Here is a 14,442-nt window from a genome sequence, read left to right as displayed (position 1 = left end):
AAAAGGAGCGCTCCATGGCTCGTGAATCCGTTCTGGTCACCGGAGAATGGGCGTCGGCCCGCATCGGTGAGCCGGGCACGGTCTTCGTCGAAACCGGAAACAGCGATGCCGACCACCGGAAGGGTCACGTTCCCGGTGCCGTCTGGATCGGGTGGGACGAGTTCCAGGACGACGTACGCCTCGGCGTCATCGACCGCGGCGCCTTCGAGAAGCTGCTCAGCGCGAAAGGCATCGGCAACGACGACACCGTCGTGCTCTACTCGCCGAACGCGAACATGCTCGCGGCGCTGACGCTGTGGTACTTCCGGCTCTACGGGCACCGGTCGGTGAAGCTGATCGACGGCGGCAGGGAGAAGTGGCAGCGCGACGGCCACCCGCTCACCTCCGAGGAGACGGTCCGCCCGGCCACCAGCTACCACGCCGAGGAACCCGACAGCTCGATCCGGGCCACCCGCGACGACGTGCTCGCCGCGATCGGCGCCAAGAACCTGATCGACGTACGCGCCCCGGACGAGTACGCGGGCCGCATCTTCGCACCGGGGTTCGCCGGCGAGGCGTTCGCGCCGGGCAACAGCCCGCACGACGTGGCGCAGCGCGCGGGCCACGTGCCCGGCGCGGTCAACCTGGAGTGGGACAAGGTCCTCGACGAGGACGGCGCCTTCAAGTCCGGCGAGGAACTGGCCCGGGTCTACGAGGGACTGGACCCGGCGAGCGGCTCCATCACCTACTGCTGGGTGGGCGCGCGCTCCGCGCACTCGTGGTTCGTCCTGAGCGAGTTGCTCGACTGGCCGGACGTGAAGAACTACGACGGGTCCTGGGGCGAGTACGGCTCGCTGATGGGCGTGCCCGTCGTACGTGGCGACAACCCGCTCTGACCCTCCCCACCACCTCCCGGCCACCACCCCGCCGCCCACCCCGCACACACCGGAGGAGGCCGGGCGCGGATCACCACCGCGCCCGACACCGTCATGAACGAGATAACTGGAAGAGGTTCGCGATGAGCTCCGACGTCCTCACCGCCATCGACGCCCTGGCGCCGCAGCTGACCGGCGCCGCCTCCAAGGCCGACGCCGAACGCCGACTGGCCGACGAGTCGGTGGCGGCGCTGCAGGAGGCGGGCGTGTTCCGCACCGCCACGCCCAAGCGGTACGGGGGCGGCGAGGCGACGCTCCGCACCCACCTGGAGCTGGCGTCCGCCGTGGCGGCGATCGACGGCGGCGCCGGCTGGCTGACCTCGCTGTGGAACGGCAACAGCTGGTGCGTGGCCCTCTTCCCCGAGCAGGCGCAGGACGACGTGTGGGGCGAGAATCCCGACGCCCTGATCAGCGGCACGCTCAAGCCCAGCGGCCCGGTCCGCCGCGTGCCGGGCGGCTACCGGCTCAGCGGCGGCTGGAGCTACGCCTCCGGGATATGGCACGCGTCGTGGGTGATCGCGTCCGTCGTCCTCGAGGACGGCCCGGCGGCCCTCCTGGTGCCGCGTGAGGACTACGAGATCGTGGACGAGTGGCACATGGCCGGCATGCGGTCCACCGGCAGCAACCGCTACGTGGTCGAGGACGCGTTCGTGCCCGACCACCGCGTGCTGCGGCTCGGTCCGCTGGTGGGGGGCGCGAACGTCACGCCCGACATTCCCTCCTCGTACCGCAACGCCATCGTGCCCTCGCTCGTCCTGATGGTCGCCGGCCCTCAGCTCGGCCTCGGCCGCGCCGCCCTGACGCACGTCGTCGAAGCCGCGGGGAACAAGGGCATCGCCTTCACCAACTTCGCCCGCCAGAGCGACTCCGTGGCCTTCCAGCTCCAGATCGCGGAGGCCGCCACCGCCCTGGACACCGCCGAACTGCACGCGTACCGCGCCGCCGACGCCCTCGACCGGCACGCCGCCGAGGCCGTCTACCCCGCCGAACTCCTCCGCGCCCGCTACCGCGCCGACGCCGCCGTGGCCGCCCGCCACGTGGGCCGCGCCCTGGACACCCTGATGACCGCCCACGGTTCGAGCGGACTCGCCGACGCGAGCCCGCTGCAGCGGATCTGGCGCGACGCCAGCGTGGCCGCCCGCCACGGCATGCTCATACCGCAGGTCAACCTGGAGGTCTACGGCGCCGCCCTGCTGGGCGCGGAGAACACCGTGAGCCCCTTCGTGTGACAGGGCTCGATCCGGAACGACCCTGGTCAGTGACCCCCGGTCAGGGGCCAGGCCTGGTCGGTCCGCGCAGGCGTCAGCCCGCGCGGCCGACCGCACCACCTACGGAGATGGAGAAAGACATCGTGACGAAGACTCTCGGGCTCATCGGCAGCGGCATGATCGGCGGCATGCTGGCCCGCCTCGCCGTGGCCGCCGGTCTGGACGTCGTGCTGAGCAACTCCCGCGGCCCCGAGACCCTCGCCGACCTCGTCGCCGAACTCGGCGCACAGGCCCGGGCGGCCACCCCCGCCGAGGCCGCCGAGGCCGGCGACCTCGTGGTGGCGACCATCCCCCTGCACGCCTACGACCGACTGCCCGCCGCCGCCCTGGCGGGCAAGACCGTCATCGACACGATGAACTACTACCCGGAGCGCGACGGCCGCATCGCCGGACTCGACACGCGCCAGGTGACCTCCAGCGCCCTCGTACAGCGGCACCTGGCCGACTCCCGCGTGGTCAAGGCGTGCAACAACATCTTCTTCATCAGCCTGCTCACCGCCGCCCGGCCCGCCGGCGCGCCCGACCGCAGCGCCCTGCCCATCGCCGGCGACGACCCCGCCGCCAAGGCCGACGTGGCCGGGCTGCTCGACACCCTCGGCTACGACACCGTGGACATCGGCACCCTCGCCGACAGCTGGCGCAGCGAGCCCGGCACCCCGGTCTACGTCCGGCCCTACTTCCCCGGGCCGCCGCCCTTCGGCGCGAGCGAGGACGTGCTGCACCGCTGGTTCCAGGAGACCCGGGGACCCGGCGTGGCGGCCGCCCGCGTGAAGGAACTGACCGACATCGCCATCCGGAACCACGCCGGGGAGAGGCTCCCCGGAAGGCTCACGTCCGACTGACCGTCCGGCGCGTCGGCGCCGGAACAGCCCTTGGCGCGACTGCGTGCGATCTTCTTCTCAGAATGGAGTGCCGGTGTCTGATTCCGACGGGCGGCCCACGCCGGCTTCGTTTCGGCAGACGATGTCCAGGTTCGCCTCCGGTGTCGTCGTGCTGTCCGTCGGCGAGCCCAACGTCCACGCGATGACCGCGAACGCGTTCGGATCGGTGTCGCTCGACCCTCCGCTCGTGCACTGCTGCGTCGCCCACACGGCGGTCATGCACGAGAAGATCACCAGATCACGGAGCTTCGGCGTCTCGATACTGGGCGCGAGCCAGGAGACGCTGGCCCGGTACTTCGCCGACAAGGCCCGGCCGCTGGGGATGGCCCAGTTCGACGGTGTCGCCTGGAACCCGGGCCCGTTGACGGGTGCGCCGCTGCTGCCGGGCGCGTTGGCGTGGATGGAATGCAAACTGGTCGAGTCGTACGTCGCCGGTGACCACTCGCTCTTCGTCGGCGAGGTGCTCTCCTCCGCCACCGGCGACGGAGACGAGGCCCTGCTGTTCTACGCGGGCCAGTTCCAGCGGATGGAAGCCTCATGAGGCCTGGTACCGGCCGGGGTCGGCGTCGAAGGCCGCCGCGCAGGCGGCCGAGCAGAAGCTGAGGGTGCCGGCGGCGGTCTCGCGCCGCTCCGGGGCGGTCGCCGGGTCCACGCGCATGCCGCAGACCGGGTCGACCGCCGTCGCGCCCTCGTCGTGACCGTCGTGCCCGCCGTGCCCGCCGTGCCCGCCGTGCTCGTCGTGCCCGCCGTGCTTGTCGTGCCCGCCGCGGTCCGCGGCGGACTCGACCCGGGGTTCGACCGGGGCGGGTGCGGCCGACGGCAGAGGTGTGGGGTGCCAGCGGCGCAGGCGGGAGGAGTTGGTGACCACCGACAGGGAGGACAGGGCCATCGCGGCGGCCGCGATGATCGGGCTGAGGCGGATGCCCCACAGCGGGTACAGGACGCCCGCGGCGAGCGGCACCCCGACGGCGTTGTAGATCAGGGCGAAGAACAGGTTCTGCCGGATGTTGCGCATGGTGGCTCTGGAGAGCCGGATCGCGGTGACGACACCGGTGAGGGAGCCGGAGATGAGCGTGATGTCGGCGGCTTCGATGGCGACGTCGGTGCCGGTCCCGATGGCGAGCCCGACATCGGCGGCAGCCAGCGCCGGCGCGTCGTTGATGCCGTCGCCGACCATGCCCACGGTGTGGCCTTCGGCCTGGAGGCGGCGGATCTCGTCGGCCTTGTGCTCGGGCAGCACCTCGGCCAGGACGCGTTCCACGCCGACCTGAGCGGCGATGGCGGCGGCGGTGCGGGCGTTGTCTCCCGTGATGACGACCGTCTCGATGCCGAGTCTCTGCAGGGCGGCGATGGCCTGGGCCGATTCGGGCTTGACGGTGTCCGCGACGGCGAGCACCCCGGCCGCCCGTCCGTCGACGGCGGCCAGTACCGGCGTCTTGCCCTGGGCGGACAGCTCGGCCGCGACCGAGGTCAGCGCGTCGGTGCCGACGCCCGCGTCGTCGAGCAGGCGCGCGGTGCCGACGAGGACGGCACGGCCGTCGACGGTGGCCCGGACGCCCTTGCCCGTGACCGAGTCGAAGGCGCCGGCCGTGGGCACGGTGAGGTTCCGGTCCCGGGCTCCGGTGACGATCGCTCCCGCCAGCGGGTGCTCGCTGTCGGCCTCGGCCGCCGCCACCAGCGCCACCACCTCGTCCTCGGCGAAGCCCTCAGCCGCCTGGACGTCGGTCAGGACGGGCTTGCCCTCGGTGACCGTGCCGGTCTTGTCCAGGACGATGGTGTCGAGTCCGTGGGCGGTCTCCAGCGCCTCGGCGGAGCGGATGAGGATGCCGGCCTGGGCGCCCTTGCCGGTGCCGACCATGATGGACAGCGGGGTGGCCAGGCCCAGCGCGCACGGGCAGGCGATGATCAGCACCGCGACCGCGGAGACCAGGGCCAGGGTGAGCGCGGGGGCGGGCCCGACGGTGTACCAGACCGCGAACGCGGCGATGGCGATGGCGATGACGGCCGGTACGAAGTAGGCGGAGACGGCGTCCGCGAGCCGTTGGATCGGTGCCTTCGACGCCTGGGCCTGCCGCACGAGGCGGATGATCTGGGCGAGCATCGTGTCCGCGCCGACCTTGCTCGCCCGCACCCGCAGGGAACCGGTGGTGTTGACCGTGGCGCCGATCACCGTGTCTCCGGCCTGCTTCGTCACCGGCATCGGCTCGCCGGTGACCATCGACTCGTCCACGGCGGAGGACCCGGACAGTACGTCGGAGTCCACGGGGATCTTCTCCCCGGGGCGGATCACGAGCTCGTCGCCCACGCCGACGTCCTCGATCGGCACTTCGGCCTCGGTCCCGTCGCGTATCACGCGGGCGGTACGGGCCTGCAGGCCCAGCAGGGCGCGGATCGCCTCGCCGGTGCCGGCCTTGGCGCGGGCCTCGAACAGCCGTCCGAGCAGGATGAGGGTGAGGATGACCCCGACGGCCTCGAAGTAGACCTCGCGCACGTCCTCGGGCAGCAGGGACGGCGCGAGGGTGACCAGCAGGCTGTAGCCGTACGCCGCCGACGTACCGAGCGTGATCAGGGAGTTCATGTCCGCGCCGCGGTGGCGCAGGGTCAGCCAGCCCGTCGCGTGGATCGGCCACCCGGTGTAGAACATGACCGGGGTGATCAGGGCCAGTTGGAGCCAGTGGTCGAGCAGCCAGTCCGGCACCCACTCGGCGCCGAAGAGCTCGTGGGCCATCACGGCGAACAGCACCGGCGCGGTGAGGACGGCGCCGAGACCCACCCGCCGGGTCAGGTCCCTGATCTCCGCCTGCCGCTCCTCCGCCTCGGCCGCCTCCGCCTCGCCCGCCGACACGCCGCCGAGCGGCGGAGCGACCGTACGGGACTCCGGCTCACCCCGGGCCCCGGGCGCGCTCACGACCGTGCCGCCGCCCTGGTCCCCGCCCTCGCCCTCGCCCTCGCCCTCGCCTCCGGCCTCGCCCGCCTCGCCCGCCTCGACGAGCAGGGTGCCGTGGATCATGTTCATTCCGCAGGCGAACCCGAAGGACCCAGGCCTGGGAGGATCGACGCGCACGGTGGTTCGCGCGTACGCCGGCAGACCCGCACTGACGCGCAGGTCGGGGAAGACGACCCGGTTGGTGCACTCCCCGCTCTCCTGCCGGTCGAAGACCAGCTCCACCGGGATCCCCTCGCGGACCCGGATGACATCGGGGCTGTACCCGCCGCGCACCGTCACGTCGACCCGCTGCACCCCGCCCTCCAGCCGCGCGGCGCGAGCCCGGCGCGGACCGAAGAAGAACCAGCCCAGAGCGGCGATCAACGCGACGGAGGACGCGACAACGACGACATCGACGGCGCCCATGGCAGACCGTCCCTCCTGCGACGTACTCCTGGAACCACGATGTCAGCCGTCGGGCGTGTTCCGCCACATCTGCGGCCTCCGGGGCGCCGCCAGGCTGCCGGGACCGGAGCGGGCGGACAATGGAAGCGGTGCAGACGCCGAGAGGAAGGCGGTCGCCATGATCATGCGGATTGTCGTCCCGGGGTGATGGCCGTGCGCAGTCGCTTCGAGCCCGACCGGCAGCTGACCGCCCGCATGGCGGTCACGATGTTCCTGCTCGGGCTGGTGTACGTGGCGTTCATCGCCGCGCTGATCGTGCTGCTCAAGTCCGTCGTCCTGGTGGTCGTCATCGCCGCGGCGCTGCTGGGGGCGCAGTTCTGGTACTCCGACCGGATCGCCCTGTACGCCATGCACGGCCGCCTCGTGACGCCCGAGGAGCAGCCCCGGTTGCACGGTGTCGTCGACCGGCTGTGCGCCGCCGCGGACATGCCCAAGCCCCGAGTGGCCGTCTCCGACATGGACCTGCCCAACGCGTTCGCCACCGGCCGCAACGCCGACAACGCCGTGGTCTGTGTGACCACCGGACTGCTGCGCCGCCTGGAGACCGAGGAGCTCGAGGGCGTCCTCGCCCACGAGCTCTCGCACGTGGCGCACCGTGACGTCGCGGTGATCACCATCGCCTCGTTCCTGGGCGTGATCGCCGGACTCGTCGTCCGCTTCGCGTTCTACTCCCAGGTGCTCGGCGGACGCGGCCAGCGCGACCAGAACACCGCGGTCGTATTCATGGCCGTGATGGCGGTCTCCGCGCTGGTCTACGCGGTCAGCTTCCTGCTCATCCGGGCCCTGTCCCGGTACCGCGAGCTGGCCGCCGACCGCGCCGCGGCCATGCTCACCGCGAAACCCTCCGCCCTGGCCTCCGCTCTGACCAAGGTCAGCGGCGACATCGCCCGGATCCCGACACGGGACCTGCGTACCGCCCAGGCGTTCAACGCGTTCTTCTTCACCCCGGCGCTCGGGCCTGGTACGACGGTGGCGCACCTGCTCTCCACCCACCCCAGCCTGGAGCGCCGCCTGGAGGCGCTCGAAGAGATCGCCGCCGAGCTGGGCGGGCCGGGCAGCCAGACCGGCGAGGAGCCGTGAGGAGCCGTGAGGAGCCGCGAGGCAGCGTGAGGCACTGTGAGGAACCGTGAGAAGGAGTTGATCTCCCGTGGGTTTCTGGGACGCCGTGCTCGGCCGCAGCAAGCCGGTCAAGCCTGACCTGGACCAGCTCTTCGGCCTTCCCTCGGCGGCGATCACCCTCCAGGCGGCCATCGGCTTCACCCCGACCGGCCTCGGCTCGGTGTGCTTCGCCGCCATCGAGGGCGGGGCCTTCGCCCAGGTCCGGCAGGAGGTACGCGAACTCCTCGACGCGGACGCCGAACGAGCCGGCTCGCCCGTGGAGTTCAGCACGGACGAGTACGGATACACGTGGCTGCTGTCCCGCCGGGATCCCTCCGAGCTGCCCGCCCTGGTCAACGACGTGCACGCGGTCAACACCACACTCCAGGACAGCGGCTTCGGCCCGCAGCTCCTGTGCTCCCTGGTCACCTTCCACGACGCCGAACTGCGCCGGCTCGCGCTCGTCTACCTCTACAAGCGGGGCACCTTCTACCCCTTCGCCCCGCTGCCCGGCCAGAAACGCGACAACGCGCTGGAGCTCCAGGTCAAGGCCACGGTGAGGGACGACCTGCGCATCGAGGAGGACCTCGGCCGCTGGTTCCCGCTCTGGGGCGCCCCCGGCCTGTGACGTCGCCGTGTCAGGCGAGTGTGAGGAACAGCTTCTCGAGTTCCTGCTCGCTCATCGGGGGCGCGCCCTCCTCGCTCTCGGCGAGGCACTGGCGCATGCCGCTGGCCACGATCTTGAATCCGGCCCGGTCGAGGGCGCGGGAGACGGCGGCGAGCTGGGTGACGACGTCCTTGCAGTCGCGGCCCGCTTCGATCATGGCGATGACGCCGGCGAGCTGGCCCTGGGCGCGGCGCAGCCGGTTCAGAACCGCGGTGGCGGCTTCTTCTTCTACTTTCACCGGGTTCCTCCTGCCGGTAGGCATCCGCTCTCAGGATACCCCCAAGGGTATCTAATCCCGGGTGGGTTCGGCGGGCTCGTGCGCACGTATCGGTGAAGGGGCGTCGGCGGGCCCGTCGCGGCGCGCTCGTACCGTACGCCATGTCAGCGCCGCGGTGGCGGCGAGGCCGGCGCCGGCCCAGGCGAAGGGGCTGGTCCAGACGGCGGCGCCCAGTTGCTGGGTGAGGACGAAGGCACCCATGACGACGACGAACCAGCCGAACGCCTTGCGCAGGGTGTCCTGGGGGATGCGCCCGGCGAAGCGGCTGCCGACGAGGCTGCCCACGACGGCCGCGGCGGTGACGGTCAGGGCGATGCCCCAGTCGATCTGCACCCCGGAGAGGTGGCCGGCCAGTCCGGAGAAGGACTTCATGGCGATGACCAGGAGGGAGGTGCCGACGGCGACGCTCATGGGGAGCCCGCCGAGCAGCGCGAGCGCGGGGACGACGAGGAACCCGCCGCCCGCGCCGACCAGGCCGGTGACCGCGCCGACGGCCAGGCCCTCGGCGACGATGTGCTTCACGGGCAGTTCGCGGTGCGCCGACGTGGCCGTCGTGCCTGTCGTGCCTGTCGTGCCTGTCGTGCCCGACGTGGGCGGGCGGGGCGTGCGCGGCTTGCGGAGCATGGCGGCGGCGGTGGCGAGCATCATCAGCGCGAACGCGACGAGCAGGACGGTGCCGGGGACGTACTCGGCGAGCCTGCCGCCGCCGTACGCGCCGGCCATGCTGACGGCGCCGAAGATCAGACCGGTGCGCCAGCGCACCCGTCCCGCGCGCGCGTACGGGACGAGCCCGACCGCGCTGGTGACGCCCACGACGAACAGGGAGGTCGCGATGGCTTCCTTGGTGTCCATCCCGGCGAGGTAGACCAGGATCGGCACGGTGAGGATGGAGCCCCCGCCGCCGAGGATGCCGAGGCTGACGCCGATGAGCAGGGAGCCCGCGAGGACGATCGTGATCACGAGTCGTCCCGCAGGGAGGCGATGACCGTACGGATGCCGGTGCGCGGGCCGCGGTTGTAGGGGAGCTTCGACAGCAGGACGCCCATGGCGCAGGTGTTGCTGAGCGCCGCGTACGTCAGACCGGCGCCCACCGCCGTACCGATCAGGTGGAGACCGGGGACGAGCAGCCCCGCAAGGCCGGTGATCAGGACGATCGAACCCGCCACGAGGCGGACCTGGCGTTCCATGTCCCAGCGGGCCTCGCCCCGGTTCACGGGGCCGCCGGCCGCCTCCCAGGCCGTCATCCCGCCGTCCAGGACGCGCAGGTTCGGCAGGCCGGCCTCGGCGAGCGCCTGCTCGGCCTGGGCGGCGCGGGCGCCGGAGCGGCAGACGAGGACGACGTCCTCGTCGAGGTGGCTCAGCAGCTCGGCGCGGTGCTCGCGCAGGGTGGCGAGAGGGACGTTGTAGGCGCCGGGGATGTGGACGGTGCGGAACTCGCCCGGGGTGCGGACGTCGAGCAGGCGCGGACCGCGGCCGTCCTCGATCAGCCGCTGCAGGGTGGTGGGGGCGAGGCCGCCGGTGCGGGAGGCGTCGGTGGTCATGGGGAACTCCGTGTGGTGCGAGACGTGAAAATACGGGGTGGGGTATACGGGAGGGCAGGCGTGGGCCCTCCCGGGGGGGCAGGTGTGTGTCTTGGCCGACCGCCCGTCCGGGCGGCCCGGTGTCAGACGGTGGCGGAGGTGTTCAGCAGCGACCAGGCGGCGTAACCGCCGAGGACGTCGGAGACGTCCGTGAAGCCGTGGTGACGCAGCAGGCTGGCGGCGATGGAGGAGCGGTGGCCGCCCGCGCAGTGCAGGACCAGGGGCCGGTCGGTGGGGATCTCGTCGAGGCGGCGCGGGAGTTCGCCCAGGGCGATGGCGAGGGCGCCCTCGATGACGCCGTTCGCGCTCCGCTCGCCGCAGGTGCGGACGTCGACGACGACCGGCGGCTCGTCGCTCGCCAGGGCGGTGCGCAGCTGGGCGGCGGTGAGGCGGCTCGCCCGGACGACCTCGTCGGTCATCGCGGCCAGGGCGTCGTCGGGGCCGCGCAGATAGCCCGCGACGCGGTCGAAGCCGATGCGGGCCAGACGCGTGACGATCTCCTCCTCGCGGTTCTGGGGCGCGACGACCAGCAGCTCCGCCTCGGGGGCGAGGACCGTGCCGGCCTGCTCGGCGAACCGCCCGTCGGCGGGCACGTTGACCGCCCCGGCCAGGTGACCGGCGGCGAACTCCTGCGGGTCGCGGGCGTCGACCACCACGGCACCCAGGCCGCGGCGGGCGGCGAACTCCTCGATGGACAGCGGCCGGGGCGCTGCGGCCGGGTCGAACAGCTCCCGCTCGCGCCGGTTGAGGTCGGCGTCGTAGGCGAAGTAGCCCGGAGCCGCCGACTGGCCGGCGGTGACCAGGGCCACGAAGTCGTCCTGGCTCATGGGGGCGCAGGCGTAGTTGGTGGCGCGCTGCTCGCCGATGGTGGACTGCTTCTCGGTGGAGAGGTTCTTGCCGCACGCGGACCCGGCGCCGTGGGCGGGGAAGACCCGCACCTCGTCCGGCAGGCTCATCAGCTTGTTCTGGACGCTGTCGTGCAGCATCGCGCCCAGCGTCTCCGCGGTCACGCCGACGGAGGCGAGCAGGTCCGGGCGGCCCACGTCCCCGATGAACAGGGCGTCGCCGGTCAGGACTCCGTACGGGACGGAGTCGTCGGCGTGCTCGTACACCAGGACGCTGATCGACTCGGGGGTGTGTCCCGGCGTCTCCATGATCTCCAGGGCGACGTCGCCGAGAACGATGCGCTCACCCTCGGCCAGCCTGCGGATCGGGTACTCCGTCTCCGCCCGCCGGCCGTAGCCGATCCACGCGCCCGTGCGGGCGGCCATCTCCAGGTGCCCGGCGACGAAGTCGGCGTGGAAGTGGGTGTTGACCACGCCCACCACGGTGAAGCCGTGCGCCTCGGCGTCCGCCAGGTACTCGGAGACGTCGCGGCGGGGGTCGACGACCACGGCCCGACCCGTGGCCTCGTCGGCGATCATGTACGACGCCTGGGAGAGGCAGTCGAGGTAGTACTGCGCGAAGAACACGGAGACCTCCGTAGAAGACGAGATTTCGATACCCCCCGGGGTATGTGAGAGAGTTCTCGATACCCCCTGGGGTATGACGTCATCGACGGTAAAGGCAGCGACTCGCGCCTGTCAAATACCCCCCTGGGTATCCCACGGAGCTGAGTGGGTCGCGAAACGGCCGACGCACCCGTCGGCCACGGGGCCGGTTGACCGGCCCGGGCCGGGGGTGCGTCGGCGCGGATCTGGGAGGGGCTGCGGGCGGGGCTAGCTGAGGTGGGTGCCCGTCAGGCGCTCCGGAGTGAGGAGTTCGGCGATGCGCTCCGCGGGCAGGAGGCCCTTCTCCAGGGTGAGTTCGGCGACTCCGCGGCCCGTCCGGAGGGCCTCCTTGGCGATGGCGGTCGCCGCGGTGTAGCCGATGTACGGGTTGAGGGCCGTGGCCAGGCCGATGGAGTTCTCCACCGCCGCCCGCAGCTCGTCGGTATTGGCCGTGATGCCCGCGACGCAGCGTTCCGCGAGGGTGAGGCAGGCCGCCCGCAGGGAGGTGATGCTCTTCGCCAGGGAGTGCAGGATGACCGGCTCGAACGCGTTGAGCTGGAGCTGGCCGCCCTCCGCCGCCATCGTGATCGTCATGTCGTTGCCGATCACCTCGAAGGCGACCTGGTTGACGACCTCCGGGATCACCGGGTTGACCTTGCCCGGCATGATGCTCGAACCGGCCTGTACGGCGGGGAGATTGATCTCGTTGAGGCCGGCGCGCGGGCCCGAGGAGAGCAGGCGCAGGTCGTTGCAGGTCTTGGAGAGCTTGACGGCGAGCCGCTTGAGGACACCGGAGAGCTGGACGAACGCGCCGCAGTCCTGCGTCGCCTCCACCAGGTTGACGGAGGTCACCAGCGGCATGCCGGTGATCTCGGCGAGGTGGCGGCGGACCGTCTCGGTGTAGTCGGCCGGGGCGTTGAGGCCCGTACCGATCGCGGTCGCGCCGAGGTTGATCTCGTGGATCAGCTCCACGGCCTCGGCGAGACGGTTTCGGTCCTCGTCCAGCATCACCGCGTACGTGGAGAACTCCTGGCCCAGCGTCATCGGCACCGCGTCCTGGAGCTGCGTGCGCCCCATCTTCAGGACGTCGCGGAACTCGACCGCCTTCGCCGCGAACGCGTCCTGGAGCACGGACGCCGCCTGGAGCAGTCCGCGTACCGCCGTGATCGCCGCGATCCGCACGGCGGTCGGGTAGACGTCGTTGGTGGACTGGCTGAGGTTGACGTCCTCGTTGGGGTGCAGGAACTGGTACTCGCCCTTGGCGTGGCCGAGGAGTTCGAGGGCGCGGTTGGCGACGACCTCGTTGGCGTTCATGTTCGTCGAGGTGCCGGCGCCGCCCTGGATGACGTCGACGACGAACTGGTCGTGCAGCTTGCCGGAGCGGATCTCCTGACAGGCGGCGACGATGGCGGCCGCCTTCTCCGGGGCGAGCAGGCCGAGTTCCTCGTTGGCCAGGGCGGCGGCCTCCTTGACGGCGGCCAGGGCGTCGATCAGCTGCGGGTAGACGGAGATCGGCGTTCCCGTGATCGGGAAGTTCTCCATGGCGCGCAGGGAGTGGATGCCCCAGTACGCGTCGGCGGGCACCTCCCGCTCTCCGAGGAGGTCGTGCTCACGGCGGGAGACAGTGTTCATGGAGGTCAGGGCCTTCGGGGTGGGGAGGGGAGGGCAGGGCGAAACGGGGTGGAGCGGGGGTGGAGCCGGGGAGGGTACGCGCGGGTCAGGAGCCGCCGGAGAAGCGGGAGCCGGCCGCCGTCAGGGCGGGCTCCGCGCGCGTGGGGCCGTTCAGCAGGCCGTGCAGCAGCGCCGGGCGGCGCTCCGGGGTGACGTCGGACAGGAGCGTCGCCAGGACGGCCATCCGGGCCTGGCCCGCACGCAGCGTCCCGGTCGGCACCGCACCCGCGGCCACCAGGTCGACGGCCCCGCCGCCGGTGTAGATCTCGGCGACCGGCCCGGCCGGCACCCTCGTGCTGAGCGCGACCAGGACGCCCTGGGCGACCGCTTCGCCGACGGCCTCGGCTATCTCGGGGGTCGCGTTGCCCGCGCCGGTGCCGACCAGCACGACGCCCTGGGCGCCGGCGGCCACGGACGTGTTCAGGAAGAGCGCGTCGCCGTCGCTGTGGTGCATGACCAGGTCGACCCGGGGCAGGGCGCCGATGATGCCGGGAGCTCCGGCGGCCGGCAGGGGGAGCGGGGTCGGGCGGTCCGGCCGGCGGCGGATGTCCACGGTGCCGAAGCCGACCTTCCCGAGGCTGTGCTCGGAAGGGTCGGCGAAGGCGTCGGCCGCCAGGGTCTGCGTCTTCACCGTGCCGCGCGCCGCGTGCACCAGGCCGTCGAAGACCACGAGCACACCCAGGTCACGTACCGAGGCGGCGACCTGCAGAGCGTCGTACACATTGCCCGGACCGTCGCCGTCGCCCGTGCCGAGCGGGCGCTGCGCGCCGGTGAAGACCACCGGGCGCGGGTCGCAGTGGTGGAGGTCCAGGAAGAACGCCGACTCCTCCAGGGTGTCCGTGCCGTGCGTGACCACGACGCCGTCCACGCCGGGGTCGGCGAGCGCCGCGTGGACCGCGCGCAGCAGCGTGACCTGGCGGGCGGAGGTCATACGGGAGCTGTTGACGTTGAAGAGGTCGACGACCTCGACCGTCACGCCCTCGGGGAGGGGCGAGGTGGCCAGGACGTCGTCGCCGGACGCGTCGGCCGCGTACCCGGTGCCCTGCCAGCGGCTGGCGATGGTGCCGCCGGTGCTGATGAGGGTGATCCGGCGCGGCCGGTCGTCGCGTGTCCACTGCATGTCTGTCTGTCCCGGAGGTCGAAGGTCGTCGCCCTCGCAACGATAGGACAGTACGACTGCAATTCGATTGCGAATTCAGCGCCAC

At 72.1% G+C, this 14,442-nt stretch carries 13 protein-coding genes; 6 read left to right on the top strand and 7 right to left on the bottom strand.

Annotated features, from left to right (window positions below):
• The first annotated feature begins 14 nt into the window (after positions 1–14).
• From FDM97_RS25160 to FDM97_RS25145, 4 genes are all read left to right on the top strand, one after another.
• Positions 15–875 (top strand): sulfurtransferase, encoded by an 861-nt coding sequence (locus FDM97_RS25160; RefSeq protein ID WP_137992761.1) that lies wholly within the window; start codon positions 15–17, stop codon positions 873–875.
• Between the two features lie 122 nt (positions 876–997).
• Entirely contained in the window at positions 998–2,143 is a 1,146-nt protein-coding gene (locus FDM97_RS25155; protein ID WP_137992760.1) for an acyl-CoA dehydrogenase family protein, read from the top strand.
• A 122-nt stretch (positions 2,144–2,265) separates the two neighbouring features.
• Positions 2,266–3,024, top strand: a complete 759-nt coding sequence (locus FDM97_RS25150; protein ID WP_137992759.1) for an NADPH-dependent F420 reductase — start codon at positions 2,266–2,268, stop codon at positions 3,022–3,024.
• 121 nt (positions 3,025–3,145) lie between these two features.
• Complete coding sequence (locus FDM97_RS25145; protein ID WP_137992758.1) at positions 3,146–3,604, top strand: flavin reductase family protein; 459 nt, start codon at positions 3,146–3,148, stop codon at positions 3,602–3,604.
• Here the strand turns inward: FDM97_RS25145 and FDM97_RS25140 are convergent.
• Entirely contained in the window at positions 3,599–6,415 is a 2,817-nt protein-coding gene (locus tag FDM97_RS25140; protein WP_137992757.1) for a heavy metal translocating P-type ATPase, read from the bottom strand. The two genes, FDM97_RS25145 and FDM97_RS25140, sit on opposite strands and share 6 nt — an antisense overlap.
• 192 nt (positions 6,416–6,607) lie before the next feature.
• On the opposite strand from FDM97_RS25140, the gene htpX reads away from it, so the two are divergent.
• Complete coding sequence (htpX, locus tag FDM97_RS25135) at positions 6,608–7,534, top strand: zinc metalloprotease HtpX (RefSeq protein WP_137992756.1); 927 nt, start codon at positions 6,608–6,610, stop codon at positions 7,532–7,534.
• A 67-nt stretch (positions 7,535–7,601) separates the two neighbouring features.
• Positions 7,602–8,180 carry a PspA-associated protein PspAB gene (gene pspAB / locus FDM97_RS25130; RefSeq protein ID WP_137992755.1) on the top strand — a complete coding sequence of 193 codons (579 nt, stop codon included), beginning with the start codon at positions 7,602–7,604 and terminating at the stop codon, positions 8,178–8,180.
• A gap of 10 nt (positions 8,181–8,190) precedes the next feature.
• Here pspAB and FDM97_RS25125 read toward each other — a convergent pair whose 3' ends face one another.
• The 6 genes from FDM97_RS25125 to FDM97_RS25100 form a co-directional block, all read right to left on the bottom strand.
• A complete protein-coding gene (locus tag FDM97_RS25125) occupies positions 8,191–8,481 on the bottom strand; it encodes a metal-sensitive transcriptional regulator (RefSeq protein ID WP_254705750.1) in 291 nt (96 codons plus the stop codon).
• A 27-nt stretch (positions 8,482–8,508) separates the two neighbouring features.
• Positions 8,509–9,456 carry a sulfite exporter TauE/SafE family protein gene (locus FDM97_RS25120; protein ID WP_137992754.1) on the bottom strand — a complete coding sequence of 316 codons (948 nt, stop codon included), beginning with the start codon at positions 9,454–9,456 and terminating at the stop codon, positions 8,509–8,511.
• Complete coding sequence (locus FDM97_RS25115) at positions 9,453–10,037, bottom strand: rhodanese-like domain-containing protein (protein WP_137992753.1); 585 nt, start codon at positions 10,035–10,037, stop codon at positions 9,453–9,455. The genes FDM97_RS25120 and FDM97_RS25115 overlap by 4 nt, the downstream gene beginning before the upstream one ends.
• A gap of 122 nt (positions 10,038–10,159) precedes the next feature.
• Positions 10,160–11,548, bottom strand: a complete 1,389-nt coding sequence (locus FDM97_RS25110) for an MBL fold metallo-hydrolase (RefSeq protein ID WP_137992752.1) — start codon at positions 11,546–11,548, stop codon at positions 10,160–10,162.
• Between the two features lie 246 nt (positions 11,549–11,794).
• Positions 11,795–13,198, bottom strand: a complete 1,404-nt coding sequence (gene aspA / locus FDM97_RS25105) for an aspartate ammonia-lyase (protein WP_137992751.1) — start codon at positions 13,196–13,198, stop codon at positions 11,795–11,797.
• Between the two features lie 85 nt (positions 13,199–13,283).
• Positions 13,284–14,357: an asparaginase gene (locus FDM97_RS25100; protein ID WP_137992750.1), complete on the bottom strand. Its 1,074-nt coding sequence runs from the start codon at positions 14,355–14,357 to the stop codon at positions 13,284–13,286.
• Positions 14,358–14,442 lie beyond the last annotated feature (85 nt).

Source organism: Streptomyces vilmorinianum, assembly GCF_005517195.1.
GTDB classification, from domain to species: Bacteria; Actinomycetota; Actinomycetes; order Streptomycetales; family Streptomycetaceae; genus Streptomyces; species Streptomyces vilmorinianum.
Note: the sequence above shows the minus strand (reverse complement) of the source record. Positions and strands in the feature narration are given on the sequence as shown.